Raw genomic sequence first — 25,227 nt, forward strand, 5'->3', positions numbered from 1 at the left:
CGTAAAACTCAACGGAGCGAAGCTCCACTCAACAGTGCGAAGCACTTCTCAACGGCACGTAGTGCCACTCAACCAAATATTAATTGACAAGCAAATAAACATATGGAAAATACCAATATATCAATCCCTACTATGGCCGAAATGGCTGCAGCAGGTAAAGAACCAGAAGTATTATTTTGGGTAGGATGTGCGGGATCTTTTGATGACCGTTACAAAAGAGTGACCACTGCCTTTGTAAAAATATTGAATGGTGCAGGCATCAACTTCGCTGTACTTGGTCCTGAGGAGTCATGTACCGGAGATCCTGCTCGCCGCGCTGGAAATGAGTTTCTTTTCCAGATGCAAGCCATGACTAACATTGAAACCCTGAATGCGTACAATGTTAAGCGTATCGTTACGGCTTGCCCTCACTGCTTCAATACCATTAAAAATGAATATCCAGCCTTAGGAGGTAATTACGAGGTAGTACACCACTCCACTTACCTTCAAGAGTTGATTGACGCTGGAAAAGTAAAAATGCAGGAAGGAGGAGAGTTCAAGGGTAAAAAGATTACGTATCATGACTCTTGCTACCTGGGACGTGCCAATGATGTTTATGAAGCTCCTCGAAAAGTTTTGGAGGCACTAGATGCCGACTTGGTAGAGATGAAACGCTGTAAAACAAAAGGCCTTTGCTGTGGAGCCGGTGGTGCACAAATGTTCAAGGAAGCCGAAAGTGGCGACAAGGAAATCAATATTGAGCGTACAGAAGAAGCACTGAAAACAGGTGCTAAAGTAATTGCTGCAGCTTGTCCTTTCTGTATGACCATGATGACTGATGGTGTAAAGAACAAAGAAAAAGAGCAGGAAGTCCAAGTTCTGGATATTGCTGAACTAATCGCAATACAACAGGAAAAGTAACCGATAATAGATAAGAAGTAATCCGTAAGGGCACGAACATTCGTGCCCTTTTTTCGTCTCCGAATATTTTATTTTGTGCTACCTCCCACTACCTTTGCCTAGTGGTTTAAGGAAGAAAGAAGAAGGAAGAAGGAATAAGAATTTATGGAGACAGTTATTATCCTTCATCCTTCACCCTTTATCCTTAAACCGGCTGAAAATAGCACTTAGCTATAAGTTTACTTAGCAATCAGCCCACGAGTTTTATAAACAAATTGGAAAAGTAAACTGTTTCACTTAGAAACAGATAGCTTATATTTTATTAGTTGATCAAGAACATATGTATATCGCATTCGAAAATATTCCTAACCATTCCCGTATCTGGGTATACCAATCCAGTAGAGTATTCTCTTCTGATGAGCAAAAAGGCATTGCACAACTATTGGAAAACTTCATCAACCAATGGGACACACATGGTACAGCCTTAAAAGGTAGCTTTGAGATTATCAAAGATCGATTTATTATTCTGGCAGTAGATCAAGAGCACCATGCCCCATCAGGATGTTCTATAGATAAGTCTGTCGCCATTATCAAAGCGATTGAGGAGCAGTTGAACGTGCAGTTATTTAGTCGAACAGAGGTTGCTGTAGAAACAAATAATGGATTGGAAATTATCCCAATGATGGGGCTAAAAAAAGCGGTAGAAGATGGCTTGATTTCCTCAGAAACACCTGTATATGATAACACTATACAAAATGTCGCCCAATATCGAGAAGAATGGCCTAAAGCATTAAATAATACCTGGCTAAAGCGTTACCTTCCAAAGGCAGTTCAATAAAAACTTATAGGGCTGGCATAAAATCACTATTCCTTGGTATTCTTCTGTGATTAAGGGTGTTAAAGGGCGTTAATCACTTGAGAATTCAACAAGTTTTATTAATATTATAAAATAACCACTGGCGGAAAACCTTTTTCCGTAATATATTAGTTGATAACTTGAAACTATTGCAACAGATTGTCGCAGTAGTCTATTTGTTCATCCTAAATCATTTGATTATAGATTAAAAACTGTACAACGAATGAAAAAACTTCACGCATTAATGGTGAAGTTCTTTGCGCTTTCACTTTCCATTGTCCTTTCATTGACAAGTTATGCGGGAACTTCCACGCTACTTAAGTTCCCACTGGAAGGTCATCGAAGTAGCGAGTTATTAAGCTACAGGAATTCAGGGAATCTTGACTTCGATATTTATCCCGATGACAATACCAGGGAGGAAGTTAAAGTTAGCATCACCGGTGCTAACAGCAACCACATTTTGGAAATCACTATTTTCAACTCTATTGGAAATGTGGTCTTCAAGAAAAAGGTTACTCCAGTTAGAAGTGCGATGGAATATACAATCGCTCCAGAAGCCGCTTTTCAAGCAGGGTTGTATTTTCTGACACTAAAGAATGGGAGTAGTAGAATTACAAAGAAATTTGTCCTCAATTAAAAAAGGTGTTCTTGCTAGCAAGAACACCTTTTTTGGTACCTTAACATTACACTTGCAGACATCATGATGTATAAATACCTCCCTTTATTATTAGCCATCTTTTTATTGCTAACGGGGCTCGCTCACCTTATGATTCCAAACTTTTACGAACCATTGATCCCTGAAGTGGTTCACCCTCATTTTGCCAACATTGCCGCAGCTATCGCTGAAATCTCTACTGCTTGCTTACTTTTATTCAAAAAGACACAGAAAATAGGAGGAATAGCTTTTGCCATTCTCATGCTTCTTTTTTTACCGATCCATATTCTTGACCTAATAAGTGAGGTCCCGGTAGTAGGTTCCAAAACTACTGCGGTTCTACGCCTTTTATTACAGGGAGTTTTTATTTATCTAGGATGGAGCATATGGAAAAGCTCAAAAGATTAAATATTGTCACTAATTAACCTATTCTATCGTTTTTTAGCGATTAATAATAAAGAGTCATCTGGATCAAACTCCTGATAGGATTTTAATAATAGTATGTCAAAATACTTCCCAAAAGCTTCTTTCAACGTTTCTTCATTCTGATAGTTCACAAATAGTCCATTGAAAACCTCAGAATCTTCTCCTTTCCAAAAAGAAAAACAAACTACTCCATTGGAAGATAATATAGCAGCTTGTCGTTCCACGGACTGTTTCAGCTCCTCATCATTAAGGTGGTGTAATACCTTATTGGCATAGACTCCATTAAAAGTCTTTTCTGTTGCTAGTGTGATCGCATCCAACTCCAAGAACTCTCCTTCAGGGTTTTCTTTCTGAAGATGTTTCAAAAACTCTACAGAATTATCAGACCCAATGACATCATAAACTTCCTTAAGAATATTCCAGTCTGTACCCGGGCCAGAACCTATTTCCAATAGACGAGACCCTTCTGGTAAAAACGCTTTCAATTGTTCAATCAGTTTTCCTCCATCAAACCCCTCTGCCATACGAATATATTCCTCTACTGATGCTTTCGTTTTATAATATTCTCCTTCCATATCCTTTTTTTTCACTAAAAACTTTTACCTCAAGTTAAAGCCTACAAATAACTAATTCCACCCAATTTCTAGTACTCTTCCCACCATCGAAAAGTAGGTACCTCACCCATCTTTACCATTTCTCCCAACCTTGGCATAGCAACATTTACCCCTTTACTTTCTGCCTCCATTACAAAACGCTTAACAGGCTCTTTCCAAGGATGTAAAGCTAAACGAAACCCTGCCCAATGCACCGGAATAGCGACATCAACTTTTGCATCCTGAGCTGCCCATATACTTTCTTCCGGCATCAGATGAATCGCTTGCCACAATTTATCATATTGTCCACATTCCATAAAGCCCCAATCGAATGGACCTAAACGCTCCCCTACTTCCTTGAAATGTGGCCCATAACCTCCGTCTCCTGACCAGTAAATCGAATGTTCTTCTGACTTAATTACCCAACCTCCCCAAAGGGACTTCGCTCTATCCTTTAATCCTCTTCCTGAAAAATGTCGGGAAGGAGTAAATGTAATTTCTAGTTCTTGGAAAGAATCGGTATCCCACCAATCAAACTCCTTAATACCTTCTTTTTTTACTTCCCAGCGTACAAGGTGACGCTCTACACCCATTGCTACCCACCAATGGTCCACCTTATTTTTTAACTTTGTAATACTATCCAGATCCAAATGATCATAATGGTCATGGGTTTGTAACACCAGGTCAATCGGCGGAAGTCGATCAATAATATCCAGAGTATTTTCACTAAATCGCTTGGAAGGGAAAGGGGCTATAGGAGCTGCATTAGGTCCAAACATCGGATCAATTAAAATATTTTTTCCTTTGACCTGTAGCAATAACACAGAATGTCCATACCAGATAAACTTAGGACGGTCTATATCTTCTTGAAAGCGCTTACGGTCTAAAGGTAATATCGCTAAAGGATCCTGAGGAGTCCGATTTCGCTTGTCTCTCATATTCCTCATAATCAACCCTGGCATCGTCCCCAAATTGATGTCCATCTTGGTTTCAATCAAGTTTTCAAATTGCCCTTTTTTCCAATTGGATGATCGTTGATATCGTTCCAAATCATTTTTTGTTATTTTACCGCCAAACTGACGCCCTTTCAAAAAGGCTATCCCTACAGAAATTACAGAAAGCATAATCACGAAGGGAAGTATTAAGCTTGTCATAAAGAAGGTGTTTGTTTTACTTTGAAAAGTGTTTATATATTTTTTTATAAAAGCGACCTTATTTAAATAGGTGGCCAGATAGGAATAAACTCAAACGATGGGCGACCACACGGGGTCGCCCCTACCTTTTACCTTTTACCTTTTACCTTTAAAAATGAATCAGCAATTTAAAAAGGTGATCCTACAATCTACCAATTCCGAATCAATCACCAAAACCGAGGTTATTCAAGAGCTTTGGAGTGGATATGGAAGAATCTTAAGGCTTCAACTAAACAAGGGAGACCACAAGAGTGTTGTTGTCAAACATATACAATTGGAAGAAAAAGGGGCACACCCGAGAGGATGGAACTCCGACCTTTCGCACCAGCGAAAACTACATTCTTATGAAGTCGAGACTCAATGGTATAAGGACTATGCTCAACAATGCCCTTCTCTTGCACGTATTCCTCAATGCCTTGGAATGGATAAAAAAGATGGAGAAGTATTAATTATACTGGAAGATTTAAATAGCAGTGGATATCCCTCCCGCAAAACTGCCGTAACATGGAAGGACATTGAAAACTGCTTGCACTGGCTCGCTAACTTCCACGCCACCTTTATGGGGAACAATCCCAAAGGACTATGGGAAACAGGTACCTATTGGCACTTAGAAACACGACCGGAAGAACTTGCTGCTCTTGATGATCTTCCACTAAAAAAGGTTGCAGAAAGAATCGATCAGATCTTGAAAGAAAGCCCCTTTCAAACCATCGTTCACGGAGATGCTAAACTCGCCAATTTCTGTTTTTCAGAAGATGGAGAAAAGGTTTCTGCTGTCGACTTTCAGTACGTAGGCGGTGGCTGTGGAATGAAAGATGTCGCTTACTTTGTTGGTAGTTGCCTCTATGAAGAGGATTGTGAACGTTACGAAGAACGCATTCTTGACTCTTATTTTCAGGAATTGAGAAGTGCACTTCAAAGACAAAGAAAAAACGTCGACCTTGATGCACTAGAAAAAAACTGGCGAGCTTTATATCCCGTTGCATGGACTGACTTTCATCGATTTTTGAAAGGATGGAGTCCGGATCACTGGAAGATTAATGCCTATAGTGAAAGGGTGAAGAGGGAGGTATTGAAAGCAGTGAGCAGTGAGCAGTGAGCAGTGAGCAGTGAGCAGTGAGCAGTGAGCAGTGAGCAGTGAAAATTAATCATTGAAAATTAATCCTTGATGAATCTCGAAGAACTTACCAACCTTGCGATAGAGGCGGCAAAAAAAGCTGGCAAATATATTTCCGAAAGCCTTCATGATCCTAATATCAACGTCTTGCGTAAAGAGGGTAATAGTCTAGCATCCTCGGTGGTCACGGAAGTAGATTTTAAGAGCCAGGAAATCATATTATCCATACTCGCTGAGAGTCAGACTACCTATGATCTGGGACTATTGACCGAGGAAAGTCAGGATGATAAAAGTCGATTTGAGAAAGCCTATTTCTGGTGTATCGATCCTATGGACGGCACTTTACCCTTTACAAAACAAACCGAAGGATTCTCCGTTTCTATTGCCCTAATCAGTAAAGAAGGTATCCCGGTAATTGGCGTTGTTTATGATCCTGTCACAGATACCTTATACCATGCGATAAAGGGGAAAGGAGCTTATAAAAACCAGCAGCCCTGGACAATTACTCCATCAAGTACTTTTCACTTTATTGCCGATCAAAGTTTTCAAAAACACCCTATCTATGTAGAGGTTATCGAAAGCATGGAGGCCTTGGTAAAACTGCATGGTTATAAAGAACTAAAGCGTAAGGAAATTGGAGGGGCAGTGATGAATGCTTTATGGGTATTGGAACATGCACCCGCTTGCTATTTCAAGCTTCCTAAGCCTCAAAAAGGAGGTGGTTGCAGTTGGGATTTCGCTGCAACTGCTTGTATTTTTCAAGAAATGGGAGCACACGTTTCCGATACAAAAGGTTCCCCTTTACCACTCAACAAAAAGGGAATGACTTATATGAATGAAAAGGGAGTACTTTATACCTCCAACCATGAACTGGCAGAGGCCTTGCTATTACTATTAGAAGGACTTTCTGCTTAAAAACTTAGACAATAAGAAGATTCATATTCAGGGAAGACAACTTTTTGAACTTTCCTGCTATATCCATACAAACGATTTTTTTAGTTTACCAGGTGCTCCTTTTCAACGGACCCTAGGTATAGTATCAAACCAGACGTAATTAACATTCGAGATTATGAACCGAAGAAACTTTCTATTCAACACAGCCATGCTTTCAGGCATTTTTTTACCTTCTTCACCTGCTTTAGCTACTCCTTCTACTCCAGGACTTATAAAACCAAGACCATTAAAAAAAGGTGATAAAGTTGCGATCATGGCCCCTGCAGGAGCGGTCTTTAGTCCCAAGCATATTGATAAAGTATGTGATGCCCTTAAAGAGCTTGGCTTAGAAGCAGTCAAAGGAAAAAGCTTATACCAACAACACGGATACCTGGCAGGAAAGGATAAGGATAGAGCCAAAGAGTTTAATCAATTTATGGGAGATAAGGACATCAACGGCATCTTAGCGATTCGTGGCGGATGGGGATGTGCCCGTATGCTTCCTTATATCGATTATGAACTGGCCCGAAAAAATCCCAAGATGGTGATGGGGATGAGTGATATTACTGCCTTGTTATTGGCCCTTTACCAGAAATCCTCTTTGGTTACTTTCCACGGACTAGTAGGATATGCCAGCTGGAATGAATTTTCTGTAGAGCACTTTCAACGTACCGTAATGACTAATGAAATGTACACGCTCATTAATGATACCTCTACGGAAGAAGAAGCCTATACTATACGTCCCGGTGTAGTAGAAGGAGAATTGGTTGGAGGAAACCTTACCGTACTCTCTGGACTGATAGGCTCTCCATATATTCCGGACTGGAAAGGAAAGATTCTATTTCTGGAAGATCTAAATGAAGACCCTTACCGTATCGACCGAATGCTGACGCACCTTAAAATCTCTGGAGTTTTAGATCAGATCAGCGGATTTATTTTTGGGAATTGTCGAAAGTGCGTTTCTGACGACCCTGCCGCTTCCTTCTCCCTGTCTGAGCTGTTCCTGGATCACATTTACCCCCTAAAGATTCCGGCTTATTACGGTGCTAACATTGGGCATATTACCAATAAATTTTCTCTTCCTGTAGGAGTAAAAGTACAGATGGATGCCAAGAAGCATACGCTAACTTACTTGGAAACCCCCATGCTCGAAGCGTAAATGTTGAGGCGGCTTGCGCCGCTAGTTGAGTAGCACTGCGTGCTGTTGAGTTTCACCTTCGGTGAGTTGAGAAAAGGTACTGTTTAAAACTCAACAGAGCGAAGCTCTACTCAACAGCACGCAGTGCTACTCAACCAGCGGCGCAAGCCGCCTCAACTGTGCTAGAAGATCTTATATAGCTTCAATTGCTGCCTTTTATAGTGTTTATTAAAAGGTACTGAGGCCGCATCAAACTTGGGATTTCCTAGAGGCTTATAGTTATTTCCAAAAGCTATTGGTTCTTTGGGAACTCCCATCATATTATCATCCAGTTCTCCATTATCATTAAGATCCTGAAAAACGGATATTGCATAGGTGCCATAAGGTACCTCAAAAGAAATCACCTTTTTATCTTCTTTAGTATCGATAACCATATCCTTAAACGGCTTATCAATCCAGTCCTTTCCATCGCGATCATAAAGAGCGATAAATACCGTCCCTTTTCCTTGCTCAATATTGGTAATCTCAAACTCCAGGGTTTGGGTTTGAGCATATCCATTATAGGGTTTAAACAGTAGGCTCCCCAACAGGAAGCAGACAGTTATTATTATTTTATAGGTATTCATAGTCAGTGGTTAATATATGAATTCCCTAGGGTAACACTGAATCACCTACTACAGTTATTAAAATGGAAATTTTTTATGTTAAGGAGTTGAATAGCAATTCGTGCTATTGAGGCTTTATCATCTAGTCAAAGAAAACTTCTGACATTTTTATTCGTTAAAAGAAAATAACATTACAAAGTAGTATCACAGAAGAAGGGGACTTATACCTACCCGCTTTCTTCTTCTCCGTCTGCTGCTATCAACATATCCTAAAAACTATTTTGATAAAAGGTAAATGGAAGCCATTGACAAACTAAACGTTGGCGACTTTTTAAGCTCTCCTCGCCACGGCTATTTTTTCAGGAAGGATCAACGTGTTCTAAAAAAAATCAGGAGAAGAGTAAACCAATTAAGGCATACCGGAAGTATTCCTGAAAAAACCCTCATTATCAATATCCAGAAAAAGCCCAAGATTATCGAGCTGCATGACGGCAATGCAACGGTGGTCGCCTGGTACCTATATGCCCTGGAGAAAGGACTTCCCTTAACGGGACGGGAGCTTCGAAAAAGCTTTGACAATATTATCGTACTTCACTCCAGACGCTATGTTACCGGACAGGTATGGCATCCTTTTGTTCCAAAGGAATTAGCCTGTGCCCGACGCCTTTTTGGTGTGGTAGATGCAGAGCAAAATAGCGTAGCCCGAAAGGCACTAAATCTTAAACGGAAGAGCATTTACTTTAACAACAGTAAGTACTTTGCAGGGAGGGACAGTTGTGAGCCTATTAAGGTTATTGTGGATAAGTTACAGCCTTTGCTCTAAAACACTCCCCTTACCAAGGTTGTTTCTATTGTAATTATGCTTAATATATATTCCGTTTATCACCTATAAACAATTAGCAATAAAAAACACCTTATGAACACAAAAAAAATCACTTTCAACAACCAAGAAAACCTTACCCTATCTGCTGAAATACAACTCCCTTTACAGAAGCCTTTAGCTTACGCACTCTTTGCCCATTGCTTTACTTGCAATAAGAACTTCAAAGCTGTTCAGCATATCGCTGAGGCACTAACCAGTATGGGCTTTGCTGTTTTATTATTTGACTTTGCAGGACTGGGCAGTAGTGAGGGAGACTTTCAGGACACCAACTTTTCATCCAATATAGAAGACCTTGTCACTGCGGCAGAATATATGCAGGAACATTGGGAAAGCCCTAGTCTATTAATTGGACATTCCCTGGGAGGAGCCGCTGTTATACAAGCAGCCCATCATATTTCTTCTGTCAAGGCTATTGCAACAATAGGCGCCCCTTCTTCTCCAGATCATGTTACCCATCTTTTTGATGAGCAACTGGAAGAAATCAATCGCTCCGGAAAAGCGACGGTCAATATTGGAGGAAGACCGTTTACCATCAAAAAGCAGTTTATCGATGATATTGGAAAAAAGGATAAGCAAGCGTCTATTAAGCAACTCAAAAGGGCGTTATTGATTTTGCACTCCCCACAAGATAATATCGTCGGAATCAATAATGCTGCCGAGATCTACGAGCAAGCTATGCACCCCAAAAGCTTTATTTCTTTAGACAAGGCTGACCATTTATTAACCAACAAGGACGATTCCCTATATGCTGGAAAAGTAATTGCTCAATGGGCAGAAAGATACCTTGAGCTTTCTAAAGCTCCATCATTACAGACACATCAACAAGTGGTCGCCCAGATTGGCAAAGATAGTTACACTACACACATTCTTGCGGGGCAACATCCGCTACTGGCCGATGAACCGGAGGACGTTGGCGGCGATAATCTAGGACCAACTCCTTATGAACTATTGCTTGCTTCTCTAGGAGCTTGTACTGTTATGACTTTGAGAATGTATGCTGATCGTAAAGAATGGCCCTTGGAGGAAGTCGAGGTACATCTATCCCACAAGAAAGATTATGCTGAAGATTGTAAAGAGGCTAAAAATGACGGAGAGAAAATAGACTTTATTGAACGGGAAATTACTTTAAAAGGTGATTTGAATAAAGAGCAACGAGAAAGACTATTGGAAATTTCTAACAAATGTCCTGTCCATAAGACGCTGACGAGTACGAACAATATTACGACCAAGCTGCTGTAAAATTCAGCATCTGAGACGCATACCCCATAGACGTATCTCTACGGTAATTAACACTAAAAAGCTTTAGAGCTTGTTTGGAACACTGGTTCAGATAAAAAATTCCTCGAATCAATGTTCCAGACAAGCGCTTACTCATAAATCAGAGAAAAGCCCATAAATTGATAAGTAGGGATATTTCGAAACTGTCCGTGATAGTTTAAGCCAGTATATCCCCTTAAAAAGAACCCTATCCTAGATATTTCCTTGACGGTATCCCGATACTTCCACCCTAACAATAAGTTAAACGTAGGACTATATCGCTCCTCGTTTTCGATCTCCACAATCGTTTGTCCCTGAGGTCCCCTTAAATAAAAAGGATATCCATACTGCACTCTTAAACTAAAATCAAAAGAAGTCATAAACAACCAATAGTCAGACGACAGCACCCCTTTTGCTTGTTGGTATTGATATTGGAAGTATGCTTCAAACCACCTTTTGGAAGCGATATAATCTGAGTCCTCAGCTTCATAAGAGCCTATCGAATACCATCCTTTTGAGTGGTTCCACAATACTCTCGCCCCAATTTTTGAAGCGTGATTACTTATCCACTCTTCTTTAGGATCATTCACCATAAATGCAAATTCAAATGTCTCAAAGGAGACATTAACTCTTGTGATAGGGATGGAATCCAAAATTCTACTAATCGTCAGTTCATCCCCGATATGTGTGCTTTCATGAAAGAACGGAATTATCTTGAAACCCCAGTTCTTGATTCGGCCATTATCTACTTCTTTTATAAAATTGGTCTCCATCAAACCAAAACGATAATCTGTATTAAGGATAGGAGCTGTAATATCTTCGGTAAAATCAAACCATACGGACATAGAGATGGGTAGAGAAACTGCCAAAGAAGATTTCTTCCACTTTTGAAGGTACAAAGGAATTTGAGTTCCTATTACTGTCTCATTATAAAATACATATTGTTCATTTCTATCTGTATTAATGTTATACCCTGATAGATTAAGCCCCAAACCTCCATTTACTCTGACATTGGGCGCATAATGGTCCGATAAGAAGTACTGTCCGAAATCTCGTGTCTTGAAAAATGTTTTCTGGGGATATATCTTTTGTCCTAAACCTTCATAATGAATAGTGATATGCAATAATAACACAAGTAAAACTCTTAAGGTAAAGATAGACATAGGTCGAATAATTAGTCATTGATATACGCTATTGAAAATACATTTTTTTACGATAACTCTAGGAGGGGGATTATATAGACTTTCAGATTAAGCCTATCACTACTCATAAACAATAAGTATATCTCATACAACCGCTTCAATCTTAACTACTATAGTATGGAGGTTCCCCATTGCTTTTGGGGCGTAAGCAAAACTTATGGGCAGTAAAAAACAAAAAACACACCCAAAGGAAGACGCCTCTCCCTTCAAGGTGTGTTTTGATGAACTATAAACACGTAAACAAACTTAATTTTTATAGCTGCTGAATGAATTCAACAAATTACAATGTTACCTTACGAACAGCCGATACTTTTCCTTCCGTCTGATGTACCAAGATACAAGCTCCTTGTTCCTTCAGTGAGATACGCTTGCTATTCACGGTAACTTGTCGCAACAACTTTCCTTGTAAAGAATAGATCAACAAGGTTCCTTTAGGTGTATCTGTAAAGTGAACTTGCTTATCCTTTTGGCTTACATAAAAGGTCTCTTTTTCTTGTGTTTCTTGATTCAAGGCACTGATCAAAGGGTAGTAATACTGCTCTACAGCCATAAATGTTTCCTCTTCTGGTCCATAAAATGCGCTGCGTTGTCCATAGCTATAGCCTTTATCCCTATAATATCCGTTGGTTATAAAGATCACTCCGAAACGATGTTCTGTATTGAAATACATATCGGAGATCAAGCCGTAAGCCTCGCCAGGATGTCCTACCATTTTCAAATTGTCAATGACAATATCACCATTAGGCTTATTGGTTATTAAGTGTGCACCACATCCCCATTGGTTGAATAGCTCGTGATAGTTATTGCCATTTCCTGTGCTGGAATAAGTCCATACCGGCTCATGAATCTTGGCAATCGTAGTGCTATCAAACACCTGCTTTCCCTCTACTTTTCCATAATTGATATGCATTTGCATAAACTTACCCAATGACTCAGCAGAAGTCCTCAAGCCACCCTGAGGGGCAAACGCTAACCCATTACTACCAACGATATAGTGATCCATATTACGGGAAGGAGATACTCCTCCATAATTATCGGCCTGAGGTATTCCTTTGCGATATAACACGGCCATATCTTCAATATTAGCAATGTCACTTACATTAAAGCTGCCATCCATTCCTAAAGGATCGAGGATAACTTCTTTTACGTACAAATCGAATCGTTTGCCACTAATTTTTTCAATGAGCGTACCGATCACCCCATAATTGATATTTGCATAGGTAAAGTACTTGCCAGGAATCTCCGTCCCCCACAAATCGGACGTATGATAGGATCCTTCTATTGTTAATAATCCGCTAATATTTTTAGGAGTACTTCCGTAAGAGGCTTTCAGAAAATCAAAATATCCTTTCCCATCTCTCAACCCTGAAGTATGTGCCAATAGCATTTTGGCTGTAATCGGTGCATTAGGATGATTGGGGTGTCTAAATTGATATCCCAAATACTCGCTCACATCCTTATCCAAATCCAAACTCCCTTCCTCATATAGTTTCATCAGTGCGGTTGCCGTCACTAACTTAGAAATAGAAGCGATGCGATACATCGTTTTTTTCCCTATAGGAATATTTCTTTCAATGTCTGCTTTTCCAAAGTGTAGAGACTCTACCATTTGTCCATCGTGTACTACAATAGCAGACATTCCTACCAATTGATGCTTCTGTGCAATCCCCGCCAAATATGTCTCAAAGTCTTGCGCAAAAAGTAAGTTGCTCAACCCCATCCCGAACAGAAAAGTAATAAGCGAAAAGCGCAACAGACGCAGCGTTTGTTTGTGTATCATGAGAAGTCGTTTTATTAAAACATAGTAAACCTTCCCTATTACCCATGATTCACAAGTAATGGGAAGGCAACCAAGCGTAAATTTAATCTAAGTACGAAAACAGATAAACCATTTTCATATGCATTTTTTTCAATGCTTCTTTCTTAGGATACAATATAAACAAAAAAATAAATTATTAATGAATATTTTTAATTTAAATAAGTTAAAAATAAAAAATAATCACTTTTAGTTAATTTATTTATTCAAAACGACATTTTCAGAGAACTTTATCAAGACTCCATTCACTACAGCAGCTTCTAATACTTCTCCCCTCTTCAATAAAAAAGTAGCATGACTTCCATACCCTATTCTAGAAGGTTCTTGGTCTTCGGCCAGCAATGGCAATAAATAAGCATAACGCTTTTCCTCAGCAAGCTCTTTGACCTTCACATAAGTATACCCTTCCTTTAATAAGGCTTGCATATCCAATGTTCCTATCTCCTCTACTTTCTGAAAAACTTTAGGATATACTTTTCCCCCTTGCAGCCTTAAGCCTTCCGCATCAAAGTACTGATAAGCCGTAGAGGTGCTCAGGTCACCAACATCTGTAATACGTCCAACGTAAACAAAAGGATCATTGACAGTTCCAATACTTTCATTTCTACGAATTCCCAAATCCAGAAGATACTCTTTACCATTTAATGGATAACGAACCTTGGATAACTTAAGATCTAATAACTTTCGCTGGTTTTCGGGAAGTGCATGATACTCCGCAATATCATAGGCTTTGTAACCTTCCTCAGCAATACTGAATAATGCAGAAAGGATTGCCAGATAATTCATCTGACGGATATACTGCTTCTCTCTATCTTGTGGATACCCTCCAGATTCTATCAAGATTGTTCTGGTACCCCACTTCTGGATATTATCCCCAAAGGCTCTTGGCTCAAAAGTATCGTCATACTTTGCCACTTGCCCTGGCATCTGTTGCTGCAAAGCCTGGTTCATCACAGCAATTACCTGCATGGCTTCTTTTCTTTTCTGATTGATCTCTCTGGCTTCATTATAGGCAGGAGCTAGAAAGGAAATGGTGGCTGGTTTATCAGAATCTCCAGCCGAGTAGTAACGACTCTGATCATGCAAATTAAACCCAAAGTCAGCCTTCAAACTATCTCTGACTTGCTTTAGGATTTGTGCTTCTGGAGATTGTAACCTCAACGCATCTCGATTGATATCTACGCCCAGAGCATTTCTTCTCTGAAAACGTTCTGCTCCATCAGGATTCAGCATAGGAATAAAATGCAGCTTCACCTCCGAGAGTAACTGCGCTTTCTCTTCTTTCATCACGGTAGTATCCTTCAGAAAATTGAAGATGTCCATCAGTGCCATAGTGGCCGTCACCTCATCCCCGTGCATCTGTGACCAAAGCAAAACATCTATATCTCCTTCACCAATAGAGACCAAGTAAATCTTACGTCCTTCTATGGAGGTTCCTTTCTCTACTACCTCAAAAGAAGTCGGCAATTGTTGTAGCAATTGTTGTACGGTTTGATGTGCCACCCTTCGATCTGTGATCGTCGTTTCTTTAAATTGAGGATAATCTTTCAACAGTTGTTGTCCCAAAGCATACTGCTGTTTTTGGGAGGAAGCAATACCCTTTGTTGTCTTCTGCGTATCGCAGGCGGTAATCAATAATAATAGTAGGGTTAGATACGATAATACCTTCATGGTCAATTCTTTTGGATGATAAATTCTTTCTTATCAAGGTTACATTACTCGCCATACTACCAACTAGCTTTGTTGAATCGTTGGTAGTGTGGCGAATAATGCAACCTTAATAAGAAGAGTAACAATCACCAAAATGTACCACGAAGAAAGTAAGAGTGCCCCTTATGGGCACCCTTACTTATTCTCCATTTTGCTGACGAATACCAATGACATCACACTCAAGGCTACTCCAGCAAAGAAAGGTAACTGCCAATTTACCAACCAGAAAGCGCCTCCAATCACTGGAATAACTACGGCGGCAATGTGATTAATAGTAAATCCTACCGCCATTGAGGGCGCTATATCCTTGGGATCAGCGTGTTTCTGGAAGTAGGTTTTAATCCCTATAGAGAAATTAAAGAAAATATGGTCCAACAGGTATAAACCTGCGACAATCCAACGATTTTCAACAAAAGCATAAGAGAGAAAAATCACGATCAATCCTAAATACTCTGTTGTAAGGACCTTCTTCTCGCCATAACGGTTAATGGCCTTTCCAATCAAAGGATTAAAGAAGTAGGTAATGATATTGTTTAATATGAAGAGTACGGCTATTTCCTGAATGCTATACTGATATTTCTGCACCAGAAGAAATACGGCAAACACCACAAAAATCTGTCTACGGGCGCCACTGAGGAAGTTCAATACATAAAACAACCAATAACGTCTACGTAAAACCATACGTTTATGCTGTACCTCTGCCTCCTCTTTTACCGGATTCTGGAGATATGCAAATACGCCAGCAAACAACGCAAATCCGCCAATCAACAAGTATAGAACTTGATAACTCAACACATAGGATAGACCATAAATCGCTCCTCCTACCACAATATTGGTCATGGCCGTAATACTCTTAAAGCGAGCAAAGACATGCGGTGTCTGTTCTTTATTGAAGTACTGTAAAGTCAGGGATTGATTGGTGGTCTCAAAATAATGGAAGCCTACCGACATAATCACAGTAGTCAGGACCATACCCCAGAAGGTCGGAAAAAAGCCTGTCATCAAGATTCCCAGTCCCATCGTGATCACCGACAAGGCGCTTAACTTATGCTCCCGAATCAAGAATAATAAAAAGATGACCAACAGGGCCATAAAACCTGGCACCTCCCGAAAAGACTGGATTGCTCCTACATCCAACCCATTAAGGCCTATTTCATCTACTGAGAAATTATTGAAAAGCGTACGCCAGCCTTGAAAGCCTGCAGCCGTAGCGATGGTTAGTAAGAGTAAAAAGCGATACATGGGATTCGCTTTCGTCTCCCATTTTAATTGATTGTTGTTCATCTGAATATTACCTTAAAAAATATACGGCCATCAATATATCAAATTTTGATCAATTGATGGCCGCACTGTTAACTACTCCCATTCTATTTTGTTGAAATTCCAGTAAATGGATTTCTCGGGAAAAATATATATCACCGCCTCTTGATAGAGCTTTTTATTATTACCTGATCGATTATTCTTGATGACTTTAAACTCATAGACCCCTTCTGTCAATAGAATGTTAGTCATTTTTCTTTCCCGTTCAATATTTTCAGGATACTCTATCCCTCCGGTATTTTCTGTTAAATAATTGATCATGGTATAATGGGATTCCTCTGGTTGTTTTATAAAGACAAACAAGCCATTTTCCTCTGAGACCTCTTCATCAGTCGTGTAGGCTTTAAACTTTCCTTTAGAAAGGTTACGCTTTTCTAGATCAATAGGAATGGGTAATCCTTGTACATCATAATTTAAAACTACCTCACCTCCTAGTACAGGGTAAACATCCACAAACACCTTGCTCTCTTCGTAAATCATCTTTACAAAAGTACTTGCTCCTTTATAGATTGCTTCTTGGGCATATACTTTCTCAAAGTAAGGTACTCCTGACAGGCGAAGCAGGTCGATATGATTGTCAATGACCCTCACTTCAGCGGTTACTACCTTATTGACCAGGTAGCCATCTTTCGTGGTGTGAACATATGCTTCGTACCACCCGTCAGCAATGGGGGTAGATAACATAGATTTTCTCTTATACTTTTTAAATGTTTTAGAAGAAATCGGTTCTTGAGAAAATGAATCTAAAAAAAGGACAAAGAGTAACAGGGTGCAAATCACCTTTTGCTTCATAGTGTCAATGGTTTTAGTTAGTTGGCTTGGATTAATTAATTGGTTTTACAATGTTATTAACCTACAGACACTCTTCACTAACCCATTATCAATTGATAACAGCAACATAGCAGAAAGACAAGGAGTTACTTATAAAAGTCCAAAAAATCCCTTTACAGCTACCCTACATGTTATTTAAAAAGTCATCGCTACCCTTCAGGGCCTCTACGTTAGCCAAATCACAAATTCACAAACTATCCCTTATTCCATTAAAAATTAATTAGATGATTCCTTCATACATTATTAATATTCGAATTAGTTATTAACTTTGAATGATGAAGACAAACAAGCATCTGAATTCTTTTTTCATAACTAAAATACCCCCTTACAAATAATATTTACGATTATGACAACACAACTGGATACCCTAAAAGCAAGGTTTGAAGAGGCGAAAGCGGAGAATCTTGACCTGGATATGCGAAGAGGAAAACCGGGACCGGAACAACTGGACCTTTCTCTTGCCATGTTGGATCTTGTAACGGCTGATGATTACAGAACGGCAACAGGAGATGATCCTCGCAACTACGGTGGATTGGATGGTATTCCTGAAATGAAAAGTTTCTTCAAGGAGTTTTTGGAAGTATCTTCAGAAGCTGAAGTGGTGATTGGAGGAAACTCAAGTCTTACCTTAATGCACGATACTGTAGCCCGTGCCATGTCACATGGTGTTGCAGGAAGTGAAAAACCTTGGGGCAAACTAGATAAAGTGAAGTTCATCTGTCCTTCACCAGGATATGACCGTCACTTCGCTATTTGTGAACACTTTGGTATTGAGATGATCACAGTAGACATCGATGCAGATGGCCCTAACATGGAGCAAGTAGAGGCATTGGTAAAAGCAGATGACAGTATCAAAGGAATCTGGGTTGTTCCTAAATATGCTAACCCAACCGGACTAACTGTTTCTGAGGAAGTGGTATACCGTTTGGCTAACATGACTACAGCAGCCAATGACTTCCGTATCTTCTGGGACAACGCTTATGCAGTACACCACCTAAATGAAGAAGGGGATGCCTTGGCTAACATCTTGGAAGCTTGTAAAGCAGCAAACCAAGCAGATCGCGTATTTATCTTTGGCTCAACGTCCAAGATTACTTTTGCAGGTTCTGGGGTATCTGCCGTAGCGGGTAGCGAGAATAATATGGAGTGGTTGAGAGGACACCTTGCGTTCCAAACCATCGGACCAGATAAATTGAACCAAGTACGCCACATGCGTTTCTTCAAGGACTTCAATGGTCTGAAAGAACATATGAAAAAGCACGCTGCCATCATCAAGCCTAAGTTTGATGCCGTACTGGAAGTATTGGAAAGAGAGCTAGGAGGAAAAGGCCTTGCTAATTGGACCAACCCTAATGGTGGTTACTTTATCAGCTTAGACTTGAACGAAGGACAAGCAAAGAAAGTCGTAGCCTTGGCAAATGAACTTGGTGTGAAACTAACTGGAGCAGGTGCTACCTTCCCTTATAAGAACGACCCTAAAGACAGCAATATCCGTTTGGCTCCGACATATCCTTCTATTGAGGAGATCAAGAAAGCCATGGAAGTGGTTTGTCTTTGTGTTGAGCTAGCGGCTAGCAGCGAAGCATAGTTGAGGCGGCTTACGCCGCTGGTTGAGTAGTGCTGCGCACTGTTGAGTAGTACTTCGTACTGTTGAGAAATACTTCGCATTGTTGAGTTATGTTTGTGCATTGTATTGTACTTCATATAACTTGGCAATGCGATTTTTTATGAACTTGAGTAGTGCTTCACATTGTTGAGCAGCACTTCGTGCTGTTGAGAAATACTTCGCATTGTTGAGTTATGTTTGTGCATTGTATCGTACTTCATACAACTCGGTAATGCGATTTTTTATGAACAGGTCCTAGTAGGCCCTATTTCTCAACAGTGCGAAGCACTACTCAACAGCACGCAGTGCTACTCAACCAGCGGCGCAAGCCGCCTAAACAAAAAAGAAGCTGAACCATCTGGCTCAGCCTCTAACCCAATCCGATAAAAATGAAAATTACTCTTATAGCAATAATGATCGTCGTTTCAAACGTCTCATTATATAATTTTAGTTTGTAATAAGACTGATGGACAAAGTCCAGCAGCCTTAATAACTAACACCGTTATGTCTATAAAATCTTTAATAGTTACCTCTCTCGTAACTATTATTCCTTTCACTTTACTATATAATCCAACTCAATTTACTACTTAATATCTGTGGTTACCTCAGGCAGTTCTTGTACTTGAGGCTGGTAATCTAGTTTCTTAGCTTTCCACCAACGACGCACTTTAATGGCTTGCATCTGCGGCGCACTTTCGTGGTGTGACCTATTGAGCGCAGAGAGAGCATAGACATATTTCTCTCCCGCCTCACAGGTGTGATCTGTATAAGTTTGTTCGTCTTTTAAACCTCTTCTTACGGTCGTCAGTAACTTGAAATCTGGTGTCTCTCCAGATTTTGGAAGTATCGCACGGTATACAGCATAATAAGTGGCTGTACTACTCAAGGCATCTTCCCATTTCAGGGTAATTCCCTCTTTGTACTTCCCGCCTACTTCTTTCAGCTCCGGTGCTGCTGCCAATGCTGGTGCTTGCAACCAAGACATAACAGGCATTAATGCAGGTTCATTGTAATAGCTTTTCAAACTATCTTGCACTCCTGCCACATTTCCTGTGATCCATTTAGAACTGAAGTAAGCACTTCCGTTAATTTTATCCAGTTGCTTATTCAACTCCAACTGCTTAGACAGCTCCGTTGCTTCCCATTTTTTCACATTATGCAAGCCGTGTCCAATATAGATATGACGTCCATAATCGTGCTCATTCCACCAACGTGCCAACACATCATAATCTGCAACACGGTGGCCTATTTTCCAGTATAACTGAGGCACCACATAATCAATCCACCCCTCTTTCATCCAAAGCAATACATCGGCATATAAGCCATCATAATTGGTATAAGCATTGGTATCGGACCCTTCTGGATCATCTTTCTTATTTCTCCATACTCCGAAAGGACTAATTCCGAATTTCAAAAATGGTTTCTCCTTTTTGATTTTTTCTGAAATCTCCTTTACGAAAACATTAACATTATCTCTTCTCCAATCCGCTACATCTTCAAATTGCTCCGCACCATACGTTTGATATTCCAAGCTATCTGGAAACTCCGTTCCTGCTACTTTGTACGGATAAAAATAATCATCAAAATGAACGGCATCAATATCGTAGTGTCTTACCACTTCCATGATCTCTCCAATCACGAAATCCTTCACTTCTGGAATACCCGGATTATAGTACCAACGTGTACCATAATGTACAAACCACTCCGGATGGCTTCTCAACGGATGCGTTTCCGCTAATTGATCCAAAGAGTCACGCATATTGGCACGGTAAGGATTAAACCAAGCATGAAACTCCAGGTTTCTCTTGTGTGCCTCCTCAATCATAAATGCCAAAGGGTTATAATAAGGACCTGGCATCTCTCCTTGTGTTCCGGTCAAGTATTCTGACCAAGGCTCATTAGCCGAAGGATAAAAAGTATCTGCAGTAGGACGAACCTGTACAATCACCGCATTCATTCCACTCGCCTTGTGCTCATCCAGGATATTCGCAAAAGACTGCTTCTGCTCCTGTACGGATAAACCTTTTTTCACAGGCCAATCAATATTGGCTACAGATGCTACCCAAGCAGCTCTGAATTCTCTTTTGGCTGGCCCTTGTGCCCAAGCCAATGGCGTTGAAATCAATATCGTAAATACTACGACTGCGTACCTTCTCAAATCCTTTTTCACAATCCTCATTTTTATTCCACTAAATTGCTCTAATGGTTATTGGCAAATTTCAATAATGTAAATGTATAGAGTTCCGTATAACCTCATATCCCTGAAAACGGCTATTCTAATATTTCCCTTTTTTATAGAAATAAAGTGGGGTTATTGTGGGAAAGCACAAAGATAATAAAATGTTGAATCGTTGAACTTCTCCTTCGGAGAGTTGAATTGAGCTTCGCTCGTTAATTCGAGTTGAACTGTTGTATGAGTATCAATAGATCAATCAACAGTTCAACTCGAATCAACTCACCTAAGGTGAAATTCAACGATTCAACGATTCAACATTTTACACAAAAAAAAAGGCTTGTGAAGATCACTGCCTTTTCCCAAAGAATAAACTTACCAATCAAATCAACTACTTAAAACCTTTTATAAACATTTCGTATACGAATGTTATGACCAATTCAATTATTATAACACTTGAAGTGTAATGACTTTGTCAGTTTAGTATTAAAGTCTTATATCTGTTTGTTCTATTTGTCATTGCTTACATTACAAAGGAACTATAATCTTACACCAAAAACATCACAGAAATTCAGTATTTTGAAAGCTACCCAATTTACGGTATATAAGTAAAGTGATGTTGGTATCATCAAAATTATATTTCGGTGTAAGCCTATAGTGTTGAATCGTTGAATTTCAGCAGCAAGCTGCTGAGTTGAATTGAGCTTCGCTCGTTGATTCGAGTTGAACTGTTGATTGATCTATTGATACTCATACAACAGTCCAACTCGAATCAACGAGCGAAGCTCAATTCAACGGTTCAACGATTCAACGAAACCCACTACTCTTCATTCTTCATTAAAAGGTACCTCAGCACATCCTCCATCACTTTTTCCCTAACCTCAACCCCTTGGATAGTTTCAAATGGGAATCCCAGAATCACCTTTTTACTTGCTCCTTCTACCGCAATACCAGCACTAATACTATTGCTGCTATAACGTGCAATGGTTCTTCCTTCCTCTGTCATGGGTTCTATTCCATCTGGAGACTCTACCGCATAGATTGTATCGTTCAAGGCCTTATTGTACTGTATATTGGCTAAGGATGAAAAGCGCTTATCCTCAGCAATGATCTGCCCTTTACGGTCTGCCTGATTGGTTCTTCCCAACATTTGGAGTTCATCTCTGGCGAACAATATATCGGGGTGATCTGTGGCCTTCGGCAATCCATTCACCTCAAAAAATAAGTCAGAACCTACATAGGCTCCAGATAAAAAGGCAGCTCCTCCTTGGGCAAAATATTGACGTAATTGCTGACGGAATTTTACAGGGAACACCTGATAACGATCTGGTATACCCTTTCGTTGAGCTGCCGTCGTTTTCTGCTCCCCGAATATGATATCTATGGCTTTATAAGCCTCTAGATCTACCATTCCTTCTTCAACAGCTTCTCTGCTCACGGACACAAAAGAATAGCCTACTCCGCAAATAGCCTGTCCGTGGGTCAACGCATAATTAAATGTATTTCCTGCCACCAAGGCTGTTTCATGATCTGCATGACTGGCTCCGTGTCCCGGATTATCATCATCCTGCCATGGAGAATCCGTACGGTAATCATACTGACTTCCTATGTAAGACAAGTCTGTTCCCCAAGCAACGCCCTGGTCGATATGATCCGCAAATGCCTGTACCCCTTCTGCCTCTATGGTGGCTGGAGCTGATACACGATCAAAAGCGTCAATTACCAATACCGTTTCCTCTCCGGTGTAACAAGCCGCAATTTCATGAGAAGGGAAACTCTCTCCTCCTTCATTCAGAGCTGTTACTTTGAAGCTATAAATACTGCTACGGTCTAGGTTTCTTAAAACAATTGTCGGCTCTGTCACTACCCTTCCGACATCATACCCCTCTCCTTCTTTCTTGGTATACACTACGTATCTGTTCGGTAAAGCCGTTGGTTCCAAAGGATCAATGGTTGGTTTCCAACTCAGCTTTACATTTCCTTCCTCTACAAACTCCGCCGAAAGTGCTCGAACCGCCAAAGGTTGTACGACATAGTCATACCCATGCTGTACACTCATATACTTCAATATTCCTTTATAGATTGCTCTGGATACGTCAAAACGGAAATTTGGATCCAATGCAAACTTCATATCCTGAAAGTTATGATGGGATAGTAGTTCCAATAAGATAGAAGGAACATTAGGTAAGGCTGCCTCAGAGTAACGTTTATCCCACATAGGTCTTCTCGTCCAAATAGAGTCTGTCAGAACTCTTAAGTCATCCACAATTTGTGTCTGTACGATATCTGCTAAATCTCTATTAGCATAACGAGATACGCCATTCGGGAAGTACTTTTCCGTCTCCGCATCCAGCGTACTGTAGATCATTAAGGTACCGACTGTTGTATCGCTCAACAAGTGTCCGGCATCTGTATGGAATGCCAACGAAAGGTCAATAGGGATATTCAATCCTTCTGTTTTACGTTCCTTATTGGGTCCCATAGGAGCTCCAACCAAGTAGTTCACCCATTCGCCTCTTCCTCTATAATCATCTCTATAGTCACTCTCTCCATCCGTAGTGGTATAGACCAATGTATCCGGCATCCCGGCAAACTGCATATAATAGCGTGCGCCTTCCAGGTAACGTGCCCTTCCGCTAAGCTTGCCATTTCGGGCAATATCTCCCATACCACCACCAAAACGAACTGCATCGGCTGTCACTATTCCTTTGGCCTTAGTGGATAGGGTTACGGCTGCTGTATTTCCTTTCTCCAACTCAAAAGTACCCAGGTATACCCAAGTACCGGCGCCCATTTGCTGGTTCACTTCAAAATCTGTTTTCCCTCCTTTATGGTGTACCGTATAGGTAGCCGCTGTTGTAGCACTTTTATGCTTTCCATAAGACACGTATACCGCATATTCTCCGGTTTCAGGAATCTCTGGTCTCCAGGCAATAGCCTCCGCTGCCTTGGTCTGTCCCTTAAATGTACGGAATGTTCCTTGCTGGAAAGGGTTTTCTCTCTCCTGATAAGGGGTTTTTCCTACAGCAAAGCCCGTACCTCCAGCTTGTACTTTTATATGCTCCTGATAGCCCTGCACTCGGTCATCATTATCGACAATGACCATATGCTTTTGGGTATCCCGCTCTCTTGGCAGGTATACATTGGCTCCCGCATTTTCTAACATAGGCACCAGGAAAGGCTGCACAAAAGCCATTGGAAGCAAATCCTCTACTGTCTGAAATACACGGGCTCTTTGCCACTCCCAACGGTCCAGCTTATTTTCATAGTACCACCCGTGGCTATGCCATAAGGCCAGGTGTTTTCCAGCCAAGCCCTTCTCCACCTCATAGGGCCTGGAAATATTTTTTACATGTACCGTTCCCTTTTTTGCCAAGGGCTGCATGATTCTTTTGGGATCTTTTTTCTGCGTATAGCGGTAAGCGTTAGGCAATAACTCCTCTATCGTTTGCTTAGGAGCATACGGATAGCCTTTGAGCCATTTGTTTCTTCCTTTCTTGGTATCACGAGATTGTTCACCTACAAACACCGTCACACGATAGTTTTTATATTTTTTCTGAAGGGTATTTTTTAATATCTCTTTCACCTCCTGAACATGCTTTTCACGAAGAGGGTAGTACTCCAGATGCGTCGAGAAGAAAAAGGAGACCTCTCTTTTACGCGTATCTCTATAAACCTTTTTAAGCTTCAAATACTCCGAGGCCATCTCCCCGTCAGGTTGCTGCTGTAGGTATTCTTTGATGTTGTTTAGAAAAAGGGAATCGGGGGTTTGTGCCTGCACCTGGCTTCCCCACAAAAATGTGATTAAATAGATTAAAAGTGACTTTCTCATAAAGTTGAAAAATAAATCGTTGGTAAGGTTGAAAAAACGCTAGTCCAAAATAGCATCCTCCATATTACAAAAGCTTTCCTTAAAAAGGAGTAGTTGGGTGGGTTTTTATACTTACAGAAACTGCAATATTATTCACACCCCTCAATATTCAATCGATTATTTTTTGCAATAACATTTATGCATATATAAACATTATTAAATA

Annotated in this window: 20 protein-coding genes; 10 read left to right on the forward strand and 10 right to left on the reverse strand. The window is 40.3% G+C overall.

The window, feature by feature from the left end:
- The first annotated feature begins 102 nt into the window (after positions 1 to 102).
- The 4 genes from ABD985_RS08950 (at position 103) to ABD985_RS08965 (ending at position 2,798) form a co-directional block, all read left to right on the forward strand.
- Positions 103 to 900, forward strand: a complete 798-nt coding sequence (locus ABD985_RS08950; RefSeq protein WP_345371042.1) for a (Fe-S)-binding protein — start codon at positions 103 to 105, stop codon at positions 898 to 900.
- Between the two features lie 319 nt (positions 901 to 1,219).
- Positions 1,220 to 1,717, forward strand: a complete 498-nt coding sequence (locus tag ABD985_RS08955) for a hypothetical protein (RefSeq protein ID WP_345371043.1) — start codon at positions 1,220 to 1,222, stop codon at positions 1,715 to 1,717.
- 241 nt (positions 1,718 to 1,958) lie between these two features.
- Positions 1,959 to 2,372: a T9SS type A sorting domain-containing protein gene (locus ABD985_RS08960; protein ID WP_345371045.1), complete on the forward strand. Its 414-nt coding sequence runs from the start codon at positions 1,959 to 1,961 to the stop codon at positions 2,370 to 2,372.
- A 63-nt stretch (positions 2,373 to 2,435) separates the two neighbouring features.
- Positions 2,436 to 2,798 (forward strand): hypothetical protein, encoded by a 363-nt coding sequence (locus ABD985_RS08965; RefSeq protein WP_345371046.1) that lies wholly within the window; start codon positions 2,436 to 2,438, stop codon positions 2,796 to 2,798.
- 23 nt (positions 2,799 to 2,821) lie between these two features.
- Here ABD985_RS08965 and ABD985_RS08970 read toward each other — a convergent pair whose 3' ends face one another.
- Together ABD985_RS08970 and ABD985_RS08975 are read right to left on the reverse strand one after the other, a co-directional pair.
- The gene (locus ABD985_RS08970) at positions 2,822 to 3,391 is read right to left on the reverse strand and encodes a class I SAM-dependent methyltransferase (RefSeq protein ID WP_345371048.1); all 570 of its coding nucleotides are present in this window, start codon (positions 3,389 to 3,391) and stop codon (positions 2,822 to 2,824) included.
- Positions 3,392 to 3,459: 68 nt separating this feature from the next.
- Positions 3,460 to 4,563 carry an MBL fold metallo-hydrolase gene (locus ABD985_RS08975; RefSeq protein ID WP_345371050.1) on the reverse strand — a complete coding sequence of 368 codons (1,104 nt, stop codon included), beginning with the start codon at positions 4,561 to 4,563 and terminating at the stop codon, positions 3,460 to 3,462.
- Between the two features lie 154 nt (positions 4,564 to 4,717).
- Between ABD985_RS08975 and ABD985_RS08980 the strand changes: the two genes are divergently transcribed.
- The 3 genes from ABD985_RS08980 to ABD985_RS08990 all read left to right on the forward strand — a co-directional run bounded on the left by ABD985_RS08980 (position 4,718) and on the right by ABD985_RS08990 (position 7,811).
- Positions 4,718 to 5,701: an oxidoreductase family protein gene (locus ABD985_RS08980; RefSeq protein ID WP_345371052.1), complete on the forward strand. Its 984-nt coding sequence runs from the start codon at positions 4,718 to 4,720 to the stop codon at positions 5,699 to 5,701.
- 69 nt (positions 5,702 to 5,770) lie between these two features.
- The gene (locus ABD985_RS08985; RefSeq protein ID WP_345371053.1) at positions 5,771 to 6,634 is read left to right on the forward strand and encodes a 3'(2'),5'-bisphosphate nucleotidase CysQ family protein; all 864 of its coding nucleotides are present in this window, start codon (positions 5,771 to 5,773) and stop codon (positions 6,632 to 6,634) included.
- A gap of 154 nt (positions 6,635 to 6,788) precedes the next feature.
- Entirely contained in the window at positions 6,789 to 7,811 is a 1,023-nt protein-coding gene (locus ABD985_RS08990; RefSeq protein ID WP_345371055.1) for a S66 peptidase family protein, read from the forward strand.
- Between the two features lie 161 nt (positions 7,812 to 7,972).
- Here the strand turns inward: ABD985_RS08990 and ABD985_RS08995 are convergent, their stop codons facing one another.
- Positions 7,973 to 8,416 carry a DUF2141 domain-containing protein gene (locus tag ABD985_RS08995; protein WP_345371057.1) on the reverse strand — a complete coding sequence of 148 codons (444 nt, stop codon included), beginning with the start codon at positions 8,414 to 8,416 and terminating at the stop codon, positions 7,973 to 7,975.
- Positions 8,417 to 8,690: 274 nt separating this feature from the next.
- On the opposite strand from ABD985_RS08995, the gene ABD985_RS09000 reads away from it, so the two are divergent.
- Together ABD985_RS09000 and ABD985_RS09005 are read left to right on the forward strand one after the other, a co-directional pair.
- Complete coding sequence (locus ABD985_RS09000; protein ID WP_345371058.1) at positions 8,691 to 9,218, forward strand: hypothetical protein; 528 nt, start codon at positions 8,691 to 8,693, stop codon at positions 9,216 to 9,218.
- 93 nt (positions 9,219 to 9,311) lie between these two features.
- Positions 9,312 to 10,517 (forward strand): bifunctional alpha/beta hydrolase/OsmC family protein, encoded by a 1,206-nt coding sequence (locus ABD985_RS09005; protein ID WP_345371060.1) that lies wholly within the window; start codon positions 9,312 to 9,314, stop codon positions 10,515 to 10,517.
- Positions 10,518 to 10,645: 128 nt separating this feature from the next.
- On the opposite strand, the gene ABD985_RS09010 is transcribed toward ABD985_RS09005, so the two are convergent.
- From ABD985_RS09010 to ABD985_RS09030, 5 genes are all read right to left on the reverse strand, one after another.
- Positions 10,646 to 11,698, reverse strand: coding sequence for a hypothetical protein (locus ABD985_RS09010; RefSeq protein ID WP_345371062.1), 1,053 nt, complete (start codon positions 11,696 to 11,698; stop codon positions 10,646 to 10,648).
- 319 nt (positions 11,699 to 12,017) lie between these two features.
- Positions 12,018 to 13,517, reverse strand: a complete 1,500-nt coding sequence (locus ABD985_RS09015) for a serine hydrolase domain-containing protein (protein ID WP_345371064.1) — start codon at positions 13,515 to 13,517, stop codon at positions 12,018 to 12,020.
- A gap of 234 nt (positions 13,518 to 13,751) precedes the next feature.
- A complete protein-coding gene (locus ABD985_RS09020) occupies positions 13,752 to 15,224 on the reverse strand; it encodes a M14 family metallopeptidase (RefSeq protein ID WP_345371066.1) in 1,473 nt (490 codons plus the stop codon).
- A 174-nt stretch (positions 15,225 to 15,398) separates the two neighbouring features.
- Positions 15,399 to 16,547, reverse strand: coding sequence for an MFS transporter (locus ABD985_RS09025; RefSeq protein WP_345371068.1), 1,149 nt, complete (start codon positions 16,545 to 16,547; stop codon positions 15,399 to 15,401).
- Between the two features lie 72 nt (positions 16,548 to 16,619).
- Positions 16,620 to 17,267 (reverse strand): hypothetical protein, encoded by a 648-nt coding sequence (locus ABD985_RS09030; RefSeq protein ID WP_345371070.1) that lies wholly within the window; start codon positions 17,265 to 17,267, stop codon positions 16,620 to 16,622.
- 493 nt (positions 17,268 to 17,760) lie between these two features.
- Here ABD985_RS09030 and ABD985_RS09035 point away from each other — a divergent pair, with 493 nt between their 5' ends.
- On the forward strand, positions 17,761 to 19,002 hold the full coding sequence (locus tag ABD985_RS09035) for an aspartate aminotransferase type Ic (protein ID WP_345371072.1): 1,242 nt from the start codon (positions 17,761 to 17,763) through the stop codon (positions 19,000 to 19,002).
- Between the two features lie 601 nt (positions 19,003 to 19,603).
- On the opposite strand, the gene ABD985_RS09040 is transcribed toward ABD985_RS09035, so the two are convergent.
- On the reverse strand, positions 19,604 to 21,199 hold the full coding sequence (locus ABD985_RS09040; RefSeq protein WP_345371074.1) for a glycoside hydrolase family 10-like protein: 1,596 nt from the start codon (positions 21,197 to 21,199) through the stop codon (positions 19,604 to 19,606).
- Positions 21,200 to 22,013: 814 nt separating this feature from the next.
- Positions 22,014 to 25,025, reverse strand: a complete 3,012-nt coding sequence (locus ABD985_RS09045; protein WP_345371076.1) for a golvesin C-terminal-like domain-containing protein — start codon at positions 25,023 to 25,025, stop codon at positions 22,014 to 22,016.
- Positions 25,026 to 25,227 lie beyond the last annotated feature (202 nt).

Source organism: Algivirga pacifica (genome assembly GCF_039543525.1).
GTDB classification, from domain to species: Bacteria; Bacteroidota; Bacteroidia; order Cytophagales; family Flammeovirgaceae; genus Algivirga; species Algivirga pacifica.